Origin of the sequence: Janibacter sp. GS2 (assembly GCF_051200835.1) — a bacterium.
Classification (GTDB): domain Bacteria; phylum Actinomycetota; class Actinomycetes; order Actinomycetales; family Dermatophilaceae; genus Janibacter.
In genome coordinates, this window is sequence record NZ_CP195161.1 from 3393036 (window position 1) to 3412786 (window position 19751).

The window sequence follows — 19751 nt, forward strand, 5'->3', positions numbered from 1 at the left end:
CGTAAGGCACATGCCCACTTCCTCCTCACCGACCGTCGATCGGCTCCTGGCCGAGCTGACCGCCGGACGGGCCGACCGGCTGCGCCACGTCGAGCGGATCCCCGCCCGCGCAGCGCGTGTCGCGGAGATCCCCGAGTGGGTGGCGCCTCCTCTCCGCCACGCGCTGGCGGGGGCGGGCATCGATGCCCTGTGGTCGCACCAGGCCGAAGCCGCGCAGGCCGCCCGCGACGGGCAGCACGTCGTCCTCGCCACGGGCACGGCGTCGGGCAAGTCACTCGGCTACCTCCTGCCGTCGCTCACCGCCGTGATCGAGGGGCGCTCCGCCGCCAACGGTCGTGGCGCGACCGCCCTCTACCTCTCCCCCACGAAGGCGCTGGCCGCCGACCAGCTCAACCGCATCCAGTCCTGGGCGATCCCGGGCGTCCGTGCGGCGACCTACGACGGGGACACCCCGAGCGACGAGCGACGCTGGATCCGCGACCACGCCGACCTCATCCTCACCAACCCGGACCTGATCCACCACTCCCTGCTGCCCGGGCACGAGCACTGGGCCCACGTCCTGCGACGGCTGCGCTACGTCGTCATCGACGAGTGCCACGTCTACCGCGGCATCTTCGGCTCCCACGTCGCGCTCCTCCTGCGGCGCCTGCGGCGGGTGGCGCGACGCTACGGGGCGGACCCGGTCTTCGTCCTCGCGTCGGCGACCGTCGGGGATCCCGGCGGCCACGCCGGCCGGCTCGTCGGGGACGACGTGCTCGCCGTGACGGAGGACGGATCGCCGCGAGGCGGCCTGACCTTCGGTCTGTGGCAGCCACCCGAGGACGACGAGGGTCAGCGCCGCTCCCCCACGACCGAGGCGGCCGAGCTCATGGCCGATCTCGTCTCGAAGGACGTGCAGACCCTCGCCTTCGCCCGCTCGCGCGCCGGCGTCGAGGCGCTCGCCTCCTCCGCCGCGCGCCGGACCAGCGCTGCCGACGAAGGGCGGATCGCCGCCTACCGGGGCGGCTACCTCCCCGAGGAACGGCGGATCATCGAGCGGCGCCTGCGCGATCGGGAGCTGCTCGGCCTGGCCGCGACCAGTGCACTCGAGCTCGGCATCGACATCGCCGGGCTCGACGTCGTGCTCATGGCTGGCTGGCCGGGGCGCCTCGCCTCGTTGTGGCAGCAGGCCGGTCGGGCCGGCAGGGACGGGCAGGACGCTCTCGCAGTGCTCCTCGCCGCAGACGACCCCCTCGACTCCTGGGTCGTCGAGCATCCGGAGGCGATCTTCTCCGCACCGATCGAGTCGAGCGTCCTCGACCCGGACAACATCCACGTCCTCGTCCCGCACGTGGCCTGCGCGGCCGCCGAGGTGCCGGTGACCCTCGCCGACGAGCGGTGGTTCGGCCCGCAGCTCGAGGGCGTGCTCACGGTCCTCGTGGCCCGCGGGATCCTGCGGGCCCGACCCGGCGGGTGGTACTGGACGCGACCGGACCGACCGGGCGAGCACGTCTCCCTTCGCGGGATCGGCGAGGTCGTGAGCATCGTCGAAGGGAGGTCCGGCCGGGTCGTCGGCACCGTCGACGAGTCGGCGGCGCACAGTCAGGCGCACACGGGCGCCGTCCACGTGCACCAGGGGCAGACCTTCGTCGTCACCGAGCTCGACCTCGAGACGGCCACGGCGACCGTCGTGCGCGGCGACCCCGGATGGAGCACGCACGCACAGTCGGTCTCCGCCTTCGACATCGTCGCCGAGGACACCGGCGCGGACCACGGCCCGGTGCGGGTCTCCTTCGGTCGGGTGGAGGTGCGGCGACAGGTCACCGGGTTCCTGCGGCGGCTGCCCAGCGGTGAGGTCATCGGTCGGCACGACCTCGAGCTGCCGGAGCGGACGCTGTCGACCCGGGCGGTGTGGTGGACGATGACGCCGGAGGCACTGGCCGACGCAGGCATCGCCGACCCCGATGTCCCGGGGGCCGCCCACGCGGCCGAGCACGCCGCGATCGGCATGCTCCCCCTGCTCGCGACGTGCGACCGGTGGGACATCGGCGGCGTCTCCACCGCGAAGCACCCGGACACCGGGTGGCCGACGATCATGGTCTATGACGGCCACCCGGGTGGGGCCGGCTTCGCGGCCCGGGCCCACGAGAGGATCGTCGAGTGGTTGAGGATGACCCGCGAGACGATCGCCTCGTGCAGCTGCGCCGGGCAGGGGTGCCCGGCGTGCGTCGTGTCGCCGAAGTGCGGCAACGGCAACGAACCCCTCGACGCGCGCGGCGCCGTCGCCCTGCTTGACCTGGTGATCACGTCACTGCCGCCTATAGTGAACGAGGATCTCCAGTCGGGCACCCCCGGCGCCCCGGCGAAAAGGACCTCCTGATGGTCATTCTCGGCATCATCCTCGTACTCGTGGCCCTGCTCCTGGCCGCAGGCCTGCTCGTGGGCACCTCGGGCCCCGAGGTCTCCGGGCAGGACGTCGACATCCAGCTCTTCGATGTCCTGACGATCAACCTCAACCCCCTGACCCTCGTCATCGCCGGCATGGCGACGATGTTCCTGCTGTGGCTCGGGCTCGTCCTCATCAAGACGACGCTCACGCGCAAGGCACAGCAGCGCAAGGTGCGCAAGCAGCAGGCCCACGAGCTGCGCGAGCGTCAGGCGCACGAGGAGCAGACGCGTCAGGAGCAGGAGCGCCAGGCTGCCGTCGAGCGGGACCGCGGCGTCACCCCGGGCGACCACGGCCCCGCGGATGCCACCCGTCCGATCGCTCGCGATGCCCGTCCCTCCGACGCGACCCGTCCGATCCCTCGGGACGGGGAGACACCCCGCCGCTGACTCCTCGGGGTCAGCCCACCGACTGCGGTGCTGGTCCGGCGCGTGCCCTGCCCTCGGCCCGGTCCGGGACGACCCCTGGCACGCGAGGGGTGATCGGCACCGAGGTCGTCACCGTGACCTCTCCCCCGGCGCCGACCTCGCACGCCACCACCTGCGCGTCGTGCCGACGAGCGATCCGCCGCGCCTCGGCGCACGCAGCAGGGTCGTCCTGGACCTGCTGGTAGACGACGGCTCCCGCCAACGCCGCCAGGTCCGCGGTGGAGCGCGCCACGTGGACCGCCCGCATCGCACCGAGGACGGCCAGCGCCGCCACGGTCACGGTGAGCAGGACGGCGATGAGCCCGAGGGCCATCACGGTCGAGGACCCCTTCTCGTCCCGGATCTCACGGCGCGGCATCGACCGACTCCACCCGGGCCGTCGACGAGCACGTCGTCCCCCGGCCGACGAAGGCCAGCGCCGGTGGCGCCGGCGCGGTGACGGTCACCGTGACGTCACCGTCACGACGACGCACGTCGATGCTCGCCCCGCCGGGCGCGGTCCGCCGGGCATCGCCCACCGCCCTCGTCTGCGCCTCGCCACGCGCGAGCTCACGGACGGCGACCCGGGCCGCATCGACGCACCGCACCTGGTCAACGCCCCAGGACAGGGCGGACAGGCAGATCACGAGGACGAGGGCGACCGCGGGGAAGGTGAGGGCGAGCTCCGCGGTCACCATCCCCGCGTCGTCGCTCGCCCTAGCGGATGCCGAGCGCCTCGAGGATGACACCCGACAACCCCGTCTTGATCTGGCCGGACTTCACGACGGCCAGCAGGACGATCGCGAAGGTGCACGCCGCCAACGTGCCCACGGCGTACTCGGCGGTGGTCATGCCGGCCTCGCCCGCCATCCGTGCTCGACGACCCCACCAGACGATGGACCTCTTCATGGGAACTCCTCCCCTCGTGCGGCACCCGGTGCGCCGCGGTGAGTTCCACCCTTCGCCCTGACGACGGGCTGCAGGGAAGACCGGCGCATCCTGTGCACGAACCACGACCGGGCCACCGGGCTGTGGACGACCCCTCCGCCGTCGTCCCCCGGGCAGCCCCGGCCTAGCCTGTCCCGATGAACTCTGTGGTCGACGCCGTGGTCGGGATCAACGACATCTACTGGTACCTGGTCATCGCGCTGCTCGTCATCGCCGGACTGACCTTCACGATCTGGTCCCTCGCCGTGCAGGTCAGGTACATCCCCGAGATGTTCCGCACGATCGTCGAGCGACCGTCGGGGGCCAGGGGTGACGACAGCATCTCGCCCTTCCGTGCCTTCACGATCTCGGCGGCCTCCCGCGTCGGCACCGGAAATGTCGCCGGCGTCGCCGTGGCGATCAGCCTCGGTGGGCCCGGGGCGGTCTTCTGGATGTGGATGCTGGCGCTCATCGGCGGGGCGACGGCCTTCGTCGAGTCCACGCTCGCCCAGTTGTACAAGGTCCGCGGCGGAGACAGCTATGTCGGCGGTCCCGCCTACTACATCCGCGACGGCCTGCGCCTGCCCTGGTTGGCGGGTGCCTTCGCCGTGATCATCACCATCACCTACGGCTTCGTCTTCAACTCCGTGCAGGCGAACTCGATCTCGGCCTCGATCCAGGCCAATGTCGGGGGCGACTCCACGATGACGGCGTGGGTCGTGGGCATCCTGCTCGCGATCGTCACCGGCGCGGTGATCTTCGGCGGGGTGCGTCGTGTCTCCGCGGTGACCGAGATCATCGTTCCTCTCATGGCGGTCGCCTACCTCGTCGTCGCCCTCGTCGTCGTGGCGATCAACCTCGAGCACGTACCCGGCATGTTCGCCCTCATCGTCGAGCACGCGCTCGGGTTCCGCGAGATCGCCGGGGCGGCGCTCGGGGCGGCGCTGATGCAGGGGATGCGGCGCGGCCTGTTCTCCAACGAGGCCGGCATGGGATCGGTGCCCAATGCCGCCGCCACCGCGTCCGTCTCGCACCCGGTGAAGCAGGGCCTCGTACAGGCGCTCGGCGTCTACTTCGACACGATCCTCGTCTGCTCCGCGACCGCCTTCATCATCCTGCTGAGCGACCCCTCCTTCGGCCTCGACAACCCGGAGGGCATCTCCCTGACCCAGAATGCCCTGCAGGGCCAGGTCGGCGCCTGGGCCGGGCCCTTCCTGTCGATCGTCATCTTCTTCCTGGCTTGGTCCTCGGTGCTCGGCAACACCTACTACGGCGAGGCCAACATCCGCTTCCTCAGCGGGTCCCGGCGCATGGTCACCGGCTTCAGGGCACTCGTGCTCCTGTGCGTCGTCGGCGGGTCGCTCGGCTCGGTGGCCCTCGTGTGGAGCCTGGCCGATCTCTTCATGGGCGTGATGGCCACGATCAACCTCATCGCCATCATCCCGCTGGGTGGTCTGGCCATGGCGCTGCTGAAGGACTACAGCCAGCAGAAGGCCAAGGGACTCAACCCGGTCTTCCGGCGCAGCACCCTCCCCCGGGCCCGTGGGGTCACGCTGTGGGGCGACGACGACGCCGAGTCCTGGGTCGACGCCCACGCCGAGTCCTCGACGCCGGAGTCGGTCCGGTAGGTCGCGGTCCGGCGAGGCAGCGCCGGCACAGGGGCGCGACCCGGGCCACGGGCAGCATGGTCGGGCTCGATCGCTCGTTCCCGGGGGCACCCGGGAGGGGCCGATGCTCCCGGAGCTCGGCGTGAACGCATGTCAGCCCCCCAGCTGGGTCCCCACGAGGACGGCCACGAGGGGGAGGACCGCGGTGGCGATGAAGGCCGGGAGGAAGCACAGACCCAGCGGCAGCACGAGCATCACCGCAGCCGTGCCGCCGGCCTGCTCGAGTCGCCGGGCCTCGGTCTCACGCAGGGTGGTCGCTGCGTCGAGGAGCACCTGGGCCGACGGCGCGCCCACCGCATCGGCCACGACGAAGGCCGTCGCCGTCGGTCCCCACGCCGTCCGGGCGTAGTCCCACGCCTCCCCCATCGGTCGACCCCAGCGCAGGGCGGCGCCCACTCTCGCGAGATCCTCGGCGGCGCCCGCCGAGGCCACGCCCGCCACCTCCTCGAGCGCCTGGGTCAGGCCCCGCCCGGACTGCAGGGCGAGTGCGAGCAGGACGCTCGCGTCCGCGACCTCCTCGACGGTCAGCCCGGCGGCTGACGGGCCCCGGTCCTCGGGCGACGCCCGCTGCAACCGGATCGCCGCCTCGGCCCGCCCCGGCCAGAGCAGCACCGTGATGACGACGAGGGCAGCCACCGACACGCTCACGTGTGCACCACCGGCGCGACGGCACGAGCGAGCACCCACCGGCAGATGACCCAGCCGAGGGCGGTGAGCCCCAGCCCGATGATCGCGCTGACCATCGTCATCACGCTGTGCCCGTACACCTCCCACGGCGTCAGACCGAAGGCGAAGCCGGCGAGGAGCCCGACCACCGGGAGCAGCGTGAGCATGCGCATGGTCGCCCGGGCACCCGAGGTCGAGGCCTCCAGGCGCCGTCGGGCCTGCACCTGCGCCCTGAGCACCTGTGCGCTCGTCGTCATCGACGGGGCGAGGGCGACCCCGAGGTCCTCGCTCAGCTCCCAGGCCCCCGCGAGCGCACCGAGCTCGGGCCGCTCCCGGGCATGGCGCTGCCACACCACTCCGGCCGGAGCGCCTGCGGTGAGCTGCGCGCGCACCTCGTCGAGCACGGCCGCCCACGCCGGTGGCGCCTCGCCCGCCACAACGGTCACGGCGGTGACCGGCGTCGCGCCCGAGCGGAGGGTCATCGCCAAGAGGTCCGCCACGCGCGCCAGCGCCTCGAGGTCCTCCACCGCAGAGGTGCGACGCCGCCACCGGGGCAGCCCGAGCCCGCCACCGGCCCCGCTGGCCGCGACGGCGACTCGCCGGCCCGGCCAGCAGAGGACGGCAACGAGGACGAGCCCGGTGGCGAGCACGCTCACGGGGCGCCTCCCGGGAGGGCGCCGATGGAGTCCACCACCCGGCGGCCGCCGACCCGACGCAGGTGGATGACGACCTCGATGGCGCTCGTCAGCTGGGCGCGCACCGCCTCGCGGCTCATGCCAGCCAGCGCACCCAACGCCTCGAACCGGCTCGGCACGTCCTGCGCCCGATTGGCGTGGAGGGTGCCGCACCCCCCTTCGTGACCGGTGTTGAGCGCCAGCAGGAGGTCGCGCACCTCGGCGCCCCGGACCTCTCCGACGACGAGCCGGTCGGGTCGCATCCGCAGTGCCTGCCGCACGAGGTCGACCATCGTCACCTCCCCGGCACCCTCGGTGTTGGCCGAGCGCGCCTGGAGGCGCACGACGTGGGGGTGGCGGACCTGGATCTCCCCGACGTCCTCGACGACGAGCAGCCGCTCCGTCGCCGGGACCTCCGCCAGGAGGGCGGCCAGCAGGGTCGTCTTGCCCGTGCCGGTCCCGCCGGTGACGACATGGGCCCGACGGGCCGAGACCACCTCCCGCAGTTGCGCGGCCTGCCGAGGCGTCGCCATGCCGAGGCCGACGAGCGCGTCGAGCCCACCGCCGCGGTGCCTCGGGATGCGCAGGCTGAGATGGGGACCACCCGTGACGAGGGGCGGCAGCACGGCGTGCAGACGGATACCGCGCGGCAGCAGGCCGTCCACCCACGGCTGCGCATCGTCCAGCCGGCGACCGGCGACCGCGGAGAGCCGGGTGGCGAGCCGGCGCACCGAGGCGGCATCACCGACCTCGACGTCCACCGCCCGCTGGACACCCTCACCGCGGTCGACCCACACCGAGCCGTCGCCGTTGACGAGGACGTCGGTGACGCGCTCGTCGGCCACCACCGGCTCGAGGACGCCCAACCCCATGAGCTCGGCCTGCAGCTCACCCGAGCGTCGCTGGGCCCCGGAGGCCCCCAGACGCACCGACTCGGCCCGAGCCACGTGCGCGATGGCGGACTCATCCGGCGCCTGGCCCGCACGCACCTGCTCGTCGATCGCGCTCGACCACCTCATGACGCCAGCCCCAGCACGCCCTCACCCAGCGATGCGCGCGCCTGCGGCACGGACTCCACCAGGGCCCGAGCCACCTCCCGCACGGCCCCACGGGGGCGTGGAGCCCGGCCGTGGGCCTCGTCGCGGATCACCCCGGGCTCATCGGCCAGGTGCTCCAGCAGGGGCAGCCCCAGGTGCTCGCCGGCCCGGTCGGCCACCCGTGAGGCCCGTCGCGGCCCACGGGTGACGAGCAGCGTCCGCTCGCTCGCCTCCCCCAGCGTCGCTGCGAGGGCCTCGCCGTCACGGAGCCACCGCGGCCGCAGCCCCACGAGCACGACGACGACGTCAGCCAGCTCCAGCCACATCGGGTCCACTCGCGGACCCGACGGGACGTCGATGACGACCGGGCCCACGTGCGCCAGTCCTCGCGTCACCGACCGGGCGGTGGCCGCCTGCGGCCGCCACCTGCGAGCAGCGAGGACCGGCACCGGCCCCTCGGGCAGGCCGCGCCGCAGACGACTCGCGTCGACCTCCCCTTCGTGCTCGGCGAGGTCCTCCCACCGCAGGCCGTCCAGGTGCTCGACAGCGAGGGTCGCATCGAGCCCCCCTCCGCCGAAGTCGGCGTCGACCAGCGTCGGTGAGCACTCCCGGGAGAGCAGGGTCCCGGTGACCGCGGTGAGCGTCGAGGCGCCCAGCCCTCCGGAGGCGCCGGCGATGACGATGACGGGATGCATGCCGCGATCCTCCCGCGGCCGGTGCCTGCGCCGGGATGCTGCGGACGGCCTGTGGACGACGTCGTGGCCGGGCATCCACCTGGGGACGAGGACCGACCCCCGCACAGGGGACGGCCCCGGCGGGGGAGCGCCGGGGCCGTCAACGCGGGCTCCGGGGGGAGGGAGCCGTGCGTTGGCCGCTCAACCCTGAGGGAGCGGTTACCACCAACTCTAACGGCCACAGTCGTGAACGCAATTCCGGATGGTCCTCACACCGGTGACGCCTCGCCACATGAGCGTCGAGCGTTACTGCAGGCGACCGGCCCGCACGGAGTCGGCCACGCGCCATCCCTCCTCGGCGCCCGCGACGAGTGAGTCGCCGCAGTGCTTCAACCACAGGCCCACACCCGGCTGACCCCCGTGGACGTAGCCGTTGAGGGAGCCGAGGTAGGCCGGCCCGCCCTGGTGGCCGTGCCCGGCCTCGGGTACGGCCACACCGGTCGGGTCGAGGCCGGTCGCCGCGACGAGCGCTCGCTCGACGGCCCGTGCGACGAGACCGTTGCCGACGACGAACGGGCGCACGGTGGCGATCTCCGCGTGGACGATGGACGCGACGACCAGCGCCGGGGCCTCGCTCGCAGACTGCATGAGGTCGATGATCCCCGCGAGACGGGACTGCAGCGCGGCCCCGACGGGGGCCGCTCCGAGGTCCGCGAACTCCGCGCACCCCTCCCCCTCCCGACGAGGACGCCCGAGCTGGTCCGAGTCGTCGACGAGCTGTGCGGCGGCGGCCGTGTGCAGTCGAGCCAGCGCCTGGCCGGGTGATCGGATGATCAGCGGCCTGAGGCTCTCGGTCTCCGCGGTGGCGGCGATCGCGCCGTGGATGACGCGCTCGGCCGGGTCCGGCAGCGGGCTGCGCTCCCGGGCGCCGCGCATGAGGTCGCGCACGATCGTCGCCGTCGAGCGGGCGCCGTCGAGCTCGGCACTGGCCCAGGCGCCGCGGACCCGGGACTCGGCGGCCGCCTCCGGGATCCGGCGACGCAGGGCCTCGTGCCAACGCAGCTGGGTGCACACCTCCCGGGCGTGGTCCGACGCCGCCGCGACCTCGGGAAGGGCGGCGAGCTGGTTCAGGGCGGCGAGCTGGGGGCTGGGGGCGGACACCCGGACAGCCTAGGCCGCACTAGGGTTCGCCCATGGACGCCGGCCTGCACCTCCCCACCGCAGTGGCCGTGTCCGGCGCCTTCATCACCTGTGGACTGCTCATCGCCTTCGTCCACTGGCGCCGGCGCCGGCCCGGCTTCATCTCGGTGACCGACCAGGCGACCTACGAGACCCTGCACACCGCCTCCGTCGCCGGGCGCCACTTCGCCGACGGCTTCACCGACCAGGGCTGCGAGCGCGCCGCCCCCTACCTGCGGGCCATGCTCGCGACGCCCGCCCTCGCCGTGTGCGACACGAGCAGCGTCATCGTGTGGGACGGCGAAGGGAGGCACCACCTCCCCATGGTCGTGGACCGGGCGCAGGCGGTGATCACCTCCGGGCAGAGTCTCGTCCTCGGGCCGGACATCATCACCTGCACGTCGACGGAGTGCCCCATCCGTTCCGCGGTCATCGCCCCGGTGACGGTGGAGGGTCGCGTCATCGGGACGATCTGCGGCTTCGGGCCCGATGTCTCCGCGGGACTGGCCCGGGCCGCCGAGGAAGTCGCCTCCTGGGTCGGGGCCCAGGTCGAGCTCGCCGAGCTGTCCTACGAGCGCACCCGTGCGATGGAGGCCGAGCTGCGAGCCCTGCGCGCGCAGATCTCCCCCCACTTCATCTACAACAGCCTCGCCGCGATCGCGTCCTTCGTGCGGACCGACCCGGCTCGCGCCCGCGAGCTGCTCCTCGAGTTCGCCGACTTCACCCGGTACGCGCTGCGCCGCGAGGACGCCTTCACCACCGTGAGCGAGGAGCTGCGCAATGTCGAGCGCTACCTCGTGCTCGAGCAGGCGCGCTTCGGCGAGCGCCTCGGCATCACGCTGAAGATCGCCCCGGAGGTGCTCCCGGTGCGCGTCCCCTACCTGGCCATCCAGCCCCTCGTCGAGAACGCCGTACGGCACGGGCTGGCCCCCAAGGAGGGGCCGGGCCACGTCACCCTCACGGCCACGGACCACGGCGCCGAGGCCGAGTTCTCGGTCGACGACGACGGCGTCGGGGCCGACCCGGAGGACATCCGCAAGATCCTCGACGGGCAGTCACGCACCGACTCCATCGGCCTGGGCAACGTCGATGCTCGTCTGCGTCAGGTCTACGGCGAGGAGTTCGGCCTCGTCGTCGACACGGCACCCGGTGCGGGCATGCGCGTCTCCTTCCGGGTACCGAAGTACTCCCCCGCTCTCGAGGAACCGGCCTAGTCTGGTGCCCATGCCGCCCACGACCGCTCCCGCGTTGACGGTCCTCGTCGTCGATGACGAGGTGCCGGCCCGCACCGAGGTCGCCTGGCTCCTCGATCAGGACGACCGGGTGGCGCGGGTCCTCACCGCCGCCAGCGGCACCGCCGCCCTCGCGGCGCTCGAGCGCGAGCAGATCGACGTCGTCTTCAGCGACATCTCCATGCCCGGGCTGGACGGCATGCAGCTCGCCCGGGTCATCGCGCGTTTCGCCGAGCGCCCCCAGGTCGTCTTCGTCACCGCCCACGACAGCCACGCCGTCGACGCCTTCGACCTCGGGGCCGTCGACTACCTCATGAAGCCGGTGCGCCCGGAGCGGATCGGCGAGGCCGTGCGTCGCTGCCTCGCGGCCGCTGACCGGGAGCCACCGCAGCAGGAGGGCCCGGACGCCGACGAGACCGTCCCCGTGGAGCTCGGTGGGGTGACCCGCTTCGTCCCCCGCAGTGAGATCCGCTGGGTGCAGGCCCAGGGTGACTACGCCCGGCTGCACACGCCATCCGGCTCCCACCTCGTGCGGATCCCCCTGGCCACCCTCGAGGACCGGTGGGCGGAGGCGGGATTCGTGCGGATCCACCGCTCGACGCTCGTGTCCACCCGACACATCACCGAGGTGCACAACGAGGCCGGCCGGTGCACCGTCGTCGTCGACGACACCGAGCTGCAGGTGAGTCGGCGGCACACCCGGCAGCTGCGCAGGACCCTGCTTCGTCCGCGCACCGACCCGGGCGAAGGGTGAGCACCCCACCCCCTCGGGTGCGCATCACCAGGACTCCCCGCCAGGCGCGCACCGAGCAGCCGCGCACCGAGCACGAGGAGATCACCGGGACCTCCGGGCTGGGTGCCACCTACGTCTCCTCGCTCATGCGCGCCCAGCTTCAGCTCACGCTCGGGGTGCTCGCCCTCGGGGTCATGACGCTCGGGGCACTCCCGCTGATCTTCGCGCTGGTGCCCGCCACCCGGTCCCTGTCCATCGCCGGCCTCCCCGTGGCCTGGCTCCTCCTCGGCCTGCTCGTCTACCCCTGCGTGGTCCTCACCGCCCGCTGGTACACCCGGGCCAGCGAGCGCATCGAGACCGACTTCAGTGATGTCGTGGGTCACCGGTGACCGAGCCGCTGAGCGTCGCCGCGATCGCACTCGTCTGCTTCACCACGCTCACCCTGGGCGCCCTCGGCCTGCGCCTGGCAAAGGGGACCAGCGACTTCTACGTGGCGGGACGGGCGGTGACCCCGTGGCGGAACGCCAGCGCCATCGGTGGCGAGTACCTCTCTGCGGCAAGCTATCTGGGCGTCGCCGGCCTCGTCTACGAGAGCGGCGTCGACATGCTGTGGATGCCTGTCGGGTACACCGTCGGCTACCTCGTCCTGCTCGTCCTCATCGCGGCACCGCTGCGGCGCTCCGGCGCGTACACGTTGCCGGACTTCGCCGAGTCCCGACTGGAGTCGGCGGCGCTGCGCCGGGGGTGCGCACTGCTCGTCGTCGGCATCGGTTGGCTCTACCTCCTCCCCCAGATGCAGGGGGCGGGGCTCGCCCTTCGTCACGTCTCCGGCCTGCCGACCTGGGTCGGCGCCACCGTGCTCACCGTCATCGTCACCCTCAACGTCGCTGCCGGGGGCATGCGGTCGGTGACGCTCGTGCAGTCGGTGCAGTACTGGATCAAGCTGTCCGCCATCGCGATCCCCGCCTTCGTCCTGCTGGCGGTCTGGTCGCAGTCGGGCGCACCGGCGCCGCAGGCCGATGCCTCGTGGTGGGAACCGCTCACCTCCGACGAGCCGACGAGCCGCTCCCTCTTCACGACCTACAGCACGCTCGCCGCGTTGTGCCTCGGGACCATGGGCCTGCCGCACATCGCCGTGCGCTTCTACACCAACCCCAACGGTGTCGCGGCCCGGCGCACCACCGTCGCGGTCCTGGCCCTGCTGAGCCTGTTCTACGTCTTTCCCCCGGTCTACGGCTTCCTCGGCCGGGCCTACCTGCAGACGCCGGACCTCGCGAACGACCCCAGCCGCACGGTCGTGCTCGCCCTCCCCGGCGCGATGTTGTCCGGTCTCGACGGGCGACTGCTCACCGCACTCGTCGCCGGTGGCGCCTTCGCCGCCTTCCTCTCCACGGCCTCCGGCGTGACGATGTCCGTCGCCGGAGCCATCGACCAGGACGTCATCCGCCCACTCATGGCCCGATTGACGCACGGAGACGCCGGCCCGGCCGCCACCTTCCGCATCGCCGCCGGAGCCGGGGTCCTCACCCCCTTCGTCGTCGCCGTCTCGGCAGCCCCGATCGGCATCTCGTCCGCGGTCGGCCACGCCTTCGCGATCGCGGCCGCCACCTTCGCTCCGCTGCTCATCCTCGGCGTCTGGTGGCCACGGCTCACGGCGAAGGGAGCGGCAGCCGGCGTGGCCGTGGGCGGCCTGACCACGACCGCCGCGGCCCTCGTCTCGGTCGTCGGCCACCTCCCCGCGGGATGGATCGGCGCCCTCATCGCGGCACCCACGGCCTGGGCGACCCCGCTCGCGTTCGTCGTGACGATCCTCGTCTCCCTCGTCACGCCGGCCTCCCGGCCCCGTCGCTGGGCCCGCACGATGGCCCGCCTGCACACCCCCGAGGGCGTCTTCGCCGAGGCCGGGTAGACCGCTCGTCGTCATCCGGCGACCGCTCACCGCAGTCACCTCGCCCGCACGGCGACGCAGCGCTCCCGCCGACCGCGGCGGACCCCTCACCTCCCACCCGAGGGCTGTGTCCTGCGCCACGCTGGGTGGGTCCGGTCCATGGTGCCCGGACCCACCCACGACCCGGAGGTGAGCCATGAGCAACGACGCTCAGCCGCTCGGCGAGAGCTATATCGCCGTACAAGAGTCCAAGGAGTTCGGCGACCTGCGCCGGACCTTCCGCAGCTTCGTCTTCCCCGTGACCGCGTTCTTCCTCGCGTGGTACTTCCTCTATGTGCTCCTGTCGATCTTCGCGACCGACTTCATGGGCATCAAGGTCTTCGGCAACATCAACATCGGCCTGCTCCTCGGCCTGGGCCAGTTCGTCACGACCTTCGTCATCACCATCGTCTACGTGCGCTGGGCCGGCAGGGTCCTCGACCCGGCCGCAGAAGCGCTCTCGGAGCAGGTCACGAACTACCGGTCCCCGGAGGTGGACGGATGATCGCCGCACTGCCCGCAGCAACCACGACGGGCTCCCCCGCGCTGAACATCACGATCTTCGTCGTCTTCGTCGTCGCGACGCTGACGATCGTCATCAAGGTGGCCTCGGGTCACAAGACGGCCAGCCAGATGTACACCGGTGGCGCGTCCTTCTCCGGCCGGCAGAACGGCCTGGCCATCGCCGGTGACTACCTCTCCGCCGCCAGCTTCCTCGGGATCGCCGGCGCCATCGCCCTCCAGGGCTACGACGGCTTCCTCTACTCCATCGGCTTCCTCGTGGCCTGGCTGGTCGCCCTGCTGCTCGTGGCCGAGCTCTTCCGCAACACGGGCCGCTTCACCCTCGCCGACGTCCTGTCCTACCGGCTGCGGCAGCGTCCGATCCGCATCGCGACGGCGAGCTCGGTGCTCGCGGTCTCCTTCTTCTACCTGCTGGCGCAGATGGCCGGCGCGGGCGGGCTCGTCTCGCTGCTGCTCGGTGTGGACGGGGCCCTGGCGCAGAACATCGTCATCGCCGTCGTCGGCATCGTCATGGTCACCTACGTCATGATCGGCGGGATGAAGGGCACGACCTGGGTCCAGATGATCAAGGCCGTCCTGCTGATCTTCGCCGTGGCGGTCATGACCGTGTGGGTGCTCGGCAAGTTCGGCATGAACCTCTCCGCTCTCATGCAGGCCGCCGTCGACAAGAACCCCGAGGCGGGCGAGAAGCTGCTCGAGCCGGGGCTGAAGTACGGCGAGAGCATCACGACGAAGATCGACTTCATCTCGCTCTCGCTGGCTCTCGTCCTCGGCACCGCCGGCCTGCCCCACGTGCTCCAGCGCTTCTACACCGTGCCGACGAGCAAGCAGGCCCGCAAGTCGGTCGAGTGGGCCATCTGGCTCATCGGTGGCTTCTACCTGCTGACGCTCGTCATCGGTTACGGTGCCGGCGCCCTCGTCGGACCGGACACGATCAACTCCGCCCCGGGCAAGGCCAATGCCGCCGCCCCGCTGCTCGCCTACGAGCTCGGGGGGTCCTGGCTGCTGGGCATCGTCTCCGGGATCGCCTTCGCGACGATCCTCGCGGTCGTCGCCGGCCTGACGATCACCGCGAGCGCCAGCGTCGCGCACGACCTGTACAACCAGGTCTTCAAGCACGGGAAGGCGACCCAGGAGCAGGAGGTCAAGGTCTCTCGCATCGCGGCGATGGTCACCGGTGCCGTGGCGATCCTCGGCGGGATGCTCGCCAAGGACCAGAACATCGCCTTCCTCGTGGCCCTGGCCTTCGCCGTCGCGGCGAGCGCCAACCTGCCCACGATCCTCTACAGCCTCTTCTGGAAGCGGTTCAACACCCGGGGTGCGCTGTGGTCGATGTACGGCGGCCTCGCCGCGGCCCTCGTGCTGATCACCTTCTCCCCGGTCGTCTCCGGGTCGGAGACGGCGATGATCCAGAACGCGGACTTCAGCTGGTTCCCGCTGGCCAACCCCGGCCTCATCTCGATCCCGCTGGGCTTCATCCTCGGGTACGTCGGCACGGTGACGAGCAAGGAGTTCAACCGCGCCAAGTACGCCGAGATGGAGGTGCGCAGCCTCACCGGCCACGGTGTCGCGGAGTCGCTCGACCACTGACCGACACCACCACATGGCGAAGGGGGAGAGCCGCGGCTCTCCCCCTTCGTCGTGCCGTGGTGGTCACTGCGTCCAGACGACCTTGCCGTCGTCCGCGTAGTCGCCCTCGTAGGGGGCGAACTGCGCACCGGTGATCTTCTGGTCACCGGAGACCATCGCCACCTGGCAGGTGGTCTCGGTGTCGCCGGGACCGAAGTCGTCCGGGATGGAGTTGCGGTCGCACTTCTCGAAGGGCGAGGTGCCGATGAGGACGAGCGTGCTCGCCTTGCGGCCGTCAGCAGTGATCGGATCGACGTCGTCGAGGAGGTCTCCGCCGAGCTCGCTCGAGCTGTCCGTGCCGGTCATCGTGTACTGCACGTAGACCGGGGTGTAGTCCGCGTACTTGTCCGCGTCCTCGAGCTGCGACAGGTCGTCCGACGTTCCCCGGGTGACCTTCGAGACGGTGACGGTGACGGCAGCGTCGTCATCGCCCTGCGGGATCGTGGCCCTCGCGCCGACCTCGAGCTGCGTGCCGGGCTCGGTCAGCTCGGCAGAACCGCCGGCACCCGCCCCGTCCGAGCTCTCGGACTCCTCGACTGCAACCTCCTCGTCGACAGCGTCCTCGGACTCGGTGGCCTCATCGCTCGTCGCGGACTCGCTCGGGCTGGCCTGGCTCGTGCTCGACGTCTCCCGGGTGGTGTCCTCGTCCGATCCGCCACACGCCGAGAGACCGAGGGCGGCCACGGCGAGCAGACTGGTTGCGCGCATGGTGCCGGTCGTCTTCATGTCAGTTCCTTCGCTCGATGGGGTGCATTCCTCCCCGACTGACTCGAAAACTAACCGCTGTCTCACTGGTGCGACATGGGGAGCAGTCCCCGTCGCGTGGCCTCCTCCCGCAGGGCGGCGGCCCGGTCGTCGTCGACGGTGGCGAAGAAGTCTCCGACGACGTCCTCGAGGTGCGCCACGGAGCGCGCGGAGAAGAGCACCGGCTGGTAGGCGGTGATGTCGTAGTTGAGCGTGCCCATGTCGGCGAGGTCGAGCTCGCGGATCTCCATGTGCGAGAACTCCTGGATCTCCCCGAAGCTCGAGAGGATGCCCGCGCCGTACGCCTTGGGCTCACCGGCATCGTCCATCACGCCGAACTCGATGGAGAACCAGAAGACGTCCGCGACGAGCTTCATCGCCTCCTCGGTCTCGAGGCGCAGCGACGCCTGGCCCGCCGCCTCGACGATCGCGGCGAAGCGGGGAGAGGCCAGCTGATTGGCGTGTCCGATGACCTCGTGGATGATGTCCGGCTCCGGGGTGTACAGCGGCTGCGAGCCGTGCCGGAGGTACTGGGTGGAGTTGAAGCACCGCTGGCCGAGGTCGGCGTAGAAGTCGCGCAGGGCCACGAGGCCCGGCGCACAGACATAGCTCCAGCCGCTGAGCGGCATGAGCCGCTCGCTGACCTCTCCCAGGTGGGGGACACGATCGCTCGGCAGTGCGAGACGCTCCTTGGCCACGAGGTACTCACTGTGGGCGTGCCGCTCGTGGAGGGGCCCGAGCTCCCGGCTCACCCGCCGCCAGACCTCGTGCTCGGCCTCGGAGTAGTCGATCCTCGGGACGGGGTCGTTCGCCCGGTCCCACCCCAGGGCGGCGCCCGCGATCTCGCCCCGCCGCCGCAGGTAGTCCGGGTCATCCCGACCCGGATGCGTGTCCGCGAGGTGGACCTCGACGGTCCCGTCCTCGTGCTCGGTCACGGGTGAGTACAACTGTCCCTCGGTGAACACGTCCAACCACCTCCTTGTGGTCAGTCCACCGTGGCAGAAGCCGAGTCTCGAGGCCACAGGGCGCCTGCTGACTGGTCAGACTGCTCAGCCCGCAGGCAATTCGCGCCGTTTCGTGCTGTGCACAGTGCGCATCCCCCGAGAGCCGTTCACCGTCCAGTCCCCCGCGTCCGGCGACGCCCAGCGGTCGCCGCATTGTGCTCGTCGCCACATCGGGGGAAGGTAGGTGGGCAACCCCCATCGCGCAGCGCGCGATCACTCGACGAGGAGGACATGTGTCGGACTACGCCCCGAGCACCGAGTTCGCCGACCAGGCGGTCGGCAAGGCAGGCCTGTTTGACGAGGCCGCAGCTGACCACGAGGCATTCTGGGCCGCTCGTGCCCATGAGTACGTCACGTGGAGCAAGGACTTCGACACCACCCTCGACTGGAGCGATGCTCCCTTCGCCCAGTGGTTCGTGGGCGGCGAGCTGAACGTCGCCTACAACTGCGTCGACCGGCACGTCGACGCCGGCAACGGCGACCGGGTAGCGCTCCACTTCGTCGCGGCGAGCGGCGAGGGCCGCTCGATCTCCTACGCGGACCTCCAGCGTGAGGTGGCCAAGGCCGCCAACGCGCTCGAGTCCTTGGGCGTGGCGAAGGGCGACCGCGTCGCCGTGTACATGCCGATGATCCCCGAGGCCGTCGTCACGATGCTCGCCTGCGCGCGCATCGGCGCCCCGCACTCCGTCGTCTTCGGCGGCTTCTCCGCGGAGGCGCTCAAGGCACGCATCGAGGACGGCGAGGCCAAGGTCGTCGTGACCAGCGACGGGCAGTTCCGCAAGGGGAAGGCCATGCCGCTCAAGACGGCCGTCGACAAGGCCGTCCCCGGCACGACCGCCGAGAAGGTTCTCGTCGTGCAGCGCACCGGCATCGACGTCGACTGGGACGACAGCCGCGACGTGTGGTGGCACGACGCCGTGGACGGCGCCTCCGAGGAGCACGAGGCCCAGCCGCACGGCAGCGAGCACCCGCTCTTCATCCTCTACACCTCCGGCACGACCGGGAAGCCCAAGGGCATCCTGCACACGACGGGCGGATACCTGACCCAGTGCGCCTACACCAATTCGGTCGTCCATGACGTGCACCCCGAGAGCGATGTCTACTGGTGCACCGCCGACATCGGCTGGGTGACCGGCCACAGCTACATCGTCTACGGGCCGCTGGCCAACGGCGCGACCCAGGTCCTCTACGAGGGCACGCCGGACAGCCCGCATCAGGGGATCTTCTGGGAGATCGTCGAGAAGTACAAGGTGAGCATCCTCTACACCGCCCCCACGGCGGTGCGCACCTTCATGAAGTGGGGCCGGGAGATCCCGGACAAGTACGACCTCTCCTCCATCCGCGTCCTCGGCTCCGTCGGTGAGCCGATCAACCCCGAGGCGTGGCGGTGGTACCGCGATGTCATCGGCGGCGGAAGCGCCCCGATCGTCGATACCTGGTGGCAGACGGAGACCGGAGCGATCATGAACTCCCCCCTGCCTGGCGTCACCGCGCTCGAGCCGGGCAGCTCCCAGCGGGCGATCCCCGGCATCCACGCGGAGATCCTCGACGACGAGGGCCAGCCCCTGACCGAGCCGGAACAGGTCGGCTACCTCGTCCTCACCAAGCCGTGGCCCTCGATGCTTCGGGGGATCTGGGGTGACCCGGAACGCTACAAGGAGACGTACTGGAGCCGTTTCGGTCCGAAGTACTACTTTGCCGGGGACGGCGCCAAGTACGACGAGGACGGCAACATCTGGATCCTCGGCCGTGTGGACGATGTCATGAACATCTCCGGGCACCGACTGTCGACTGCCGAGATCGAGTCCGCGCTCGTCTCCCACAAGCAGGTCGCAGAGGCCGCGGTCGTCGGAGCGAGCGACGAGACCACCGGTCAGGCCGCCGTCGCCTTCGTCATCCTGCGTGAGCACGGTGAGTCCGCCGACGCCCAGGGCGACGAGCTGGTCACGGAGCTGCGCAACCACGTGGGCCAGGAGATCGGTCCGATCGCCAAGCCGCGCTCGATCATGGTCGTCGACGAGCTGCCCAAGACCCGCTCGGGGAAGATCATGCGTCGTCTGCTCAAGGACGTCGCGGAGAACCGTGAGGTCGGTGACGTCTCCACGCTGGCCGACTCCTCGGTCATGAGCCAGATCAAGGACGGGATCGACAAGCCGTCGTCCGACTGACCCACCCGGACCCGCACGACGAAGGGGGTCTGCTCGCCGCTCCTCGGCGGGCAGACCCCCTTCGTCGTTGCCCGGCACCGGCCGCCCCCCGGGACGCACGAAAGCCCCCAACGATGTTGGGGGCTTTCGCACAATG

20 protein-coding genes are annotated in these 19751 nt (G+C 71.4%); 10 read left to right on the top strand and 10 right to left on the bottom strand.

All coding sequences use genetic code 11. The features are described 5' to 3' along the window. The first annotated feature begins 10 nt into the window (after positions 1-10). Both ACR9E9_RS16425 and ACR9E9_RS16430 read left to right on the top strand, forming a co-directional pair. Positions 11-2359, top strand: coding sequence for a DEAD/DEAH box helicase (locus tag ACR9E9_RS16425; RefSeq protein ID WP_435200384.1), 2349 nt, complete (start codon positions 11-13; stop codon positions 2357-2359). Next, the gene (locus ACR9E9_RS16430) at positions 2359-2814 is read left to right on the top strand and encodes a hypothetical protein (protein ID WP_435200386.1); all 456 of its coding nucleotides are present in this window, start codon (positions 2359-2361) and stop codon (positions 2812-2814) included. Before ACR9E9_RS16425 ends, ACR9E9_RS16430 begins: the two co-directional genes overlap by 1 nt. Positions 2815-2824: 10 nt before the next feature. Here ACR9E9_RS16430 and ACR9E9_RS16435 read toward each other — a convergent pair whose 3' ends face one another. Genes ACR9E9_RS16435 through ACR9E9_RS16445 form a run of 3 tightly spaced genes read right to left on the bottom strand, consistent with a single transcriptional unit; the run spans position 2825 to position 3741 of the window. Then, positions 2825-3211, bottom strand: coding sequence for an Rv3654c family TadE-like protein (locus tag ACR9E9_RS16435; RefSeq protein WP_435200388.1), 387 nt, complete (start codon positions 3209-3211; stop codon positions 2825-2827). Continuing rightward, positions 3198-3530, bottom strand: coding sequence for a TadE family type IV pilus minor pilin (locus tag ACR9E9_RS16440; protein WP_435200390.1), 333 nt, complete (start codon positions 3528-3530; stop codon positions 3198-3200). The genes ACR9E9_RS16435 and ACR9E9_RS16440 overlap by 14 nt, the downstream gene beginning before the upstream one ends. A gap of 19 nt (positions 3531-3549) precedes the next feature. Further along, positions 3550-3741, bottom strand: a complete 192-nt coding sequence (locus ACR9E9_RS16445; RefSeq protein ID WP_435200392.1) for a DUF4244 domain-containing protein — start codon at positions 3739-3741, stop codon at positions 3550-3552. A gap of 176 nt (positions 3742-3917) precedes the next feature. On the opposite strand from ACR9E9_RS16445, the gene ACR9E9_RS16450 reads away from it, so the two are divergent. After that, complete coding sequence (locus ACR9E9_RS16450) at positions 3918-5387, top strand: alanine/glycine:cation symporter family protein (protein ID WP_435200394.1); 1470 nt, start codon at positions 3918-3920, stop codon at positions 5385-5387. Between the two features lie 132 nt (positions 5388-5519). Here the strand turns inward: ACR9E9_RS16450 and ACR9E9_RS16455 are convergent, their stop codons facing one another. From ACR9E9_RS16455 to ACR9E9_RS16475, 5 genes are all read right to left on the bottom strand, one after another. Further along, positions 5520-6074, bottom strand: coding sequence for a type II secretion system F family protein (locus ACR9E9_RS16455; protein ID WP_435200396.1), 555 nt, complete (start codon positions 6072-6074; stop codon positions 5520-5522). Beyond that, complete coding sequence (locus ACR9E9_RS16460) at positions 6071-6748, bottom strand: type II secretion system F family protein (RefSeq protein WP_435200398.1); 678 nt, start codon at positions 6746-6748, stop codon at positions 6071-6073. Before ACR9E9_RS16460 ends, ACR9E9_RS16455 begins: the two co-directional genes overlap by 4 nt. Then, positions 6745-7785, bottom strand: a complete 1041-nt coding sequence (locus tag ACR9E9_RS16465) for a TadA family conjugal transfer-associated ATPase (protein ID WP_435200400.1) — start codon at positions 7783-7785, stop codon at positions 6745-6747. Before ACR9E9_RS16465 ends, ACR9E9_RS16460 begins: the two co-directional genes overlap by 4 nt. After that, the gene (locus ACR9E9_RS16470; RefSeq protein ID WP_435200402.1) at positions 7782-8498 is read right to left on the bottom strand and encodes a hypothetical protein; all 717 of its coding nucleotides are present in this window, start codon (positions 8496-8498) and stop codon (positions 7782-7784) included. Before ACR9E9_RS16470 ends, ACR9E9_RS16465 begins: the two co-directional genes overlap by 4 nt. Positions 8499-8783: 285 nt before the next feature. Next, positions 8784-9638 (bottom strand): hypothetical protein, encoded by an 855-nt coding sequence (locus ACR9E9_RS16475; RefSeq protein WP_435200404.1) that lies wholly within the window; start codon positions 9636-9638, stop codon positions 8784-8786. Positions 9639-9670: 32 nt separating this feature from the next. Here ACR9E9_RS16475 and ACR9E9_RS16480 point away from each other — a divergent pair, with 32 nt between their 5' ends. From ACR9E9_RS16480 to ACR9E9_RS16505, 6 genes are all read left to right on the top strand, one after another. After that, positions 9671-10870 (top strand): sensor histidine kinase, encoded by a 1200-nt coding sequence (locus ACR9E9_RS16480; RefSeq protein WP_435200406.1) that lies wholly within the window; start codon positions 9671-9673, stop codon positions 10868-10870. A 10-nt stretch (positions 10871-10880) separates the two neighbouring features. After that, positions 10881-11642, top strand: coding sequence for a LytR/AlgR family response regulator transcription factor (locus ACR9E9_RS16485; RefSeq protein WP_435200408.1), 762 nt, complete (start codon positions 10881-10883; stop codon positions 11640-11642). Then, positions 11639-12010, top strand: coding sequence for a hypothetical protein (locus ACR9E9_RS16490; protein WP_435200410.1), 372 nt, complete (start codon positions 11639-11641; stop codon positions 12008-12010). Before ACR9E9_RS16485 ends, ACR9E9_RS16490 begins: the two co-directional genes overlap by 4 nt. Further along, a complete protein-coding gene (locus ACR9E9_RS16495; RefSeq protein WP_435200412.1) occupies positions 12007-13530 on the top strand; it encodes a cation acetate symporter in 1524 nt (507 codons plus the stop codon). Before ACR9E9_RS16490 ends, ACR9E9_RS16495 begins: the two co-directional genes overlap by 4 nt. 175 nt (positions 13531-13705) lie before the next feature. After that, the gene (locus tag ACR9E9_RS16500; RefSeq protein ID WP_435200414.1) at positions 13706-14053 is read left to right on the top strand and encodes a DUF485 domain-containing protein; all 348 of its coding nucleotides are present in this window, start codon (positions 13706-13708) and stop codon (positions 14051-14053) included. Continuing rightward, a complete protein-coding gene (locus ACR9E9_RS16505; protein ID WP_435200416.1) occupies positions 14050-15660 on the top strand; it encodes a solute symporter family protein in 1611 nt (536 codons plus the stop codon). The genes ACR9E9_RS16500 and ACR9E9_RS16505 overlap by 4 nt, the downstream gene beginning before the upstream one ends. Before the next feature lie 63 nt (positions 15661-15723). On the opposite strand, the gene ACR9E9_RS16510 is transcribed toward ACR9E9_RS16505, so the two are convergent. Next, entirely contained in the window at positions 15724-16425 is a 702-nt protein-coding gene (locus ACR9E9_RS16510; protein ID WP_435200418.1) for a hypothetical protein, read from the bottom strand. A 62-nt stretch (positions 16426-16487) separates the two neighbouring features. After that, on the bottom strand, positions 16488-17408 hold the full coding sequence (locus ACR9E9_RS16515; RefSeq protein ID WP_435200420.1) for a phenylalanine 4-monooxygenase: 921 nt from the start codon (positions 17406-17408) through the stop codon (positions 16488-16490). A 272-nt stretch (positions 17409-17680) separates the two neighbouring features. On the opposite strand from ACR9E9_RS16515, the gene acs reads away from it, so the two are divergent. Beyond that, positions 17681-19615: an acetate--CoA ligase gene (gene acs, locus ACR9E9_RS16520; protein WP_435200422.1), complete on the top strand. Its 1935-nt coding sequence runs from the start codon at positions 17681-17683 to the stop codon at positions 19613-19615. Positions 19616-19751: the final 136 nt, after the last annotated feature.

Coding starts and splice junctions, on each gene's coding strand:
- ACR9E9_RS16445 (WP_435200392.1), bottom strand. CDS start 3,741: ATGAAGAGGTCCATCGTCTGGTGGGGTCGTCGAGCACGGATGGCGGGC.
- ACR9E9_RS16485 (WP_435200408.1), top strand. CDS start 10,881: ATGCCGCCCACGACCGCTCCCGCGTTGACGGTCCTCGTCGTCGATGAC.
- ACR9E9_RS16480 (WP_435200406.1), top strand. CDS start 9,671: ATGGACGCCGGCCTGCACCTCCCCACCGCAGTGGCCGTGTCCGGCGCC.
- ACR9E9_RS16510 (WP_435200418.1), bottom strand. CDS start 16,425: ATGAAGACGACCGGCACCATGCGCGCAACCAGTCTGCTCGCCGTGGCC.
- ACR9E9_RS16500 (WP_435200414.1), top strand. CDS start 13,706: ATGAGCAACGACGCTCAGCCGCTCGGCGAGAGCTATATCGCCGTACAA.
- ACR9E9_RS16430 (WP_435200386.1), top strand. CDS start 2,359: ATGGTCATTCTCGGCATCATCCTCGTACTCGTGGCCCTGCTCCTGGCC.
- ACR9E9_RS16450 (WP_435200394.1), top strand. CDS start 3,918: ATGAACTCTGTGGTCGACGCCGTGGTCGGGATCAACGACATCTACTGG.
- ACR9E9_RS16505 (WP_435200416.1), top strand. CDS start 14,050: ATGATCGCCGCACTGCCCGCAGCAACCACGACGGGCTCCCCCGCGCTG.
- ACR9E9_RS16425 (WP_435200384.1), top strand. CDS start 11: ATGCCCACTTCCTCCTCACCGACCGTCGATCGGCTCCTGGCCGAGCTG.
- ACR9E9_RS16435 (WP_435200388.1), bottom strand. CDS start 3,211: ATGCCGCGCCGTGAGATCCGGGACGAGAAGGGGTCCTCGACCGTGATG.
- ACR9E9_RS16465 (WP_435200400.1), bottom strand. CDS start 7,785: ATGAGGTGGTCGAGCGCGATCGACGAGCAGGTGCGTGCGGGCCAGGCG.
- ACR9E9_RS16470 (WP_435200402.1), bottom strand. CDS start 8,498: ATGCATCCCGTCATCGTCATCGCCGGCGCCTCCGGAGGGCTGGGCGCC.
- ACR9E9_RS16440 (WP_435200390.1), bottom strand. CDS start 3,530: ATGGTGACCGCGGAGCTCGCCCTCACCTTCCCCGCGGTCGCCCTCGTC.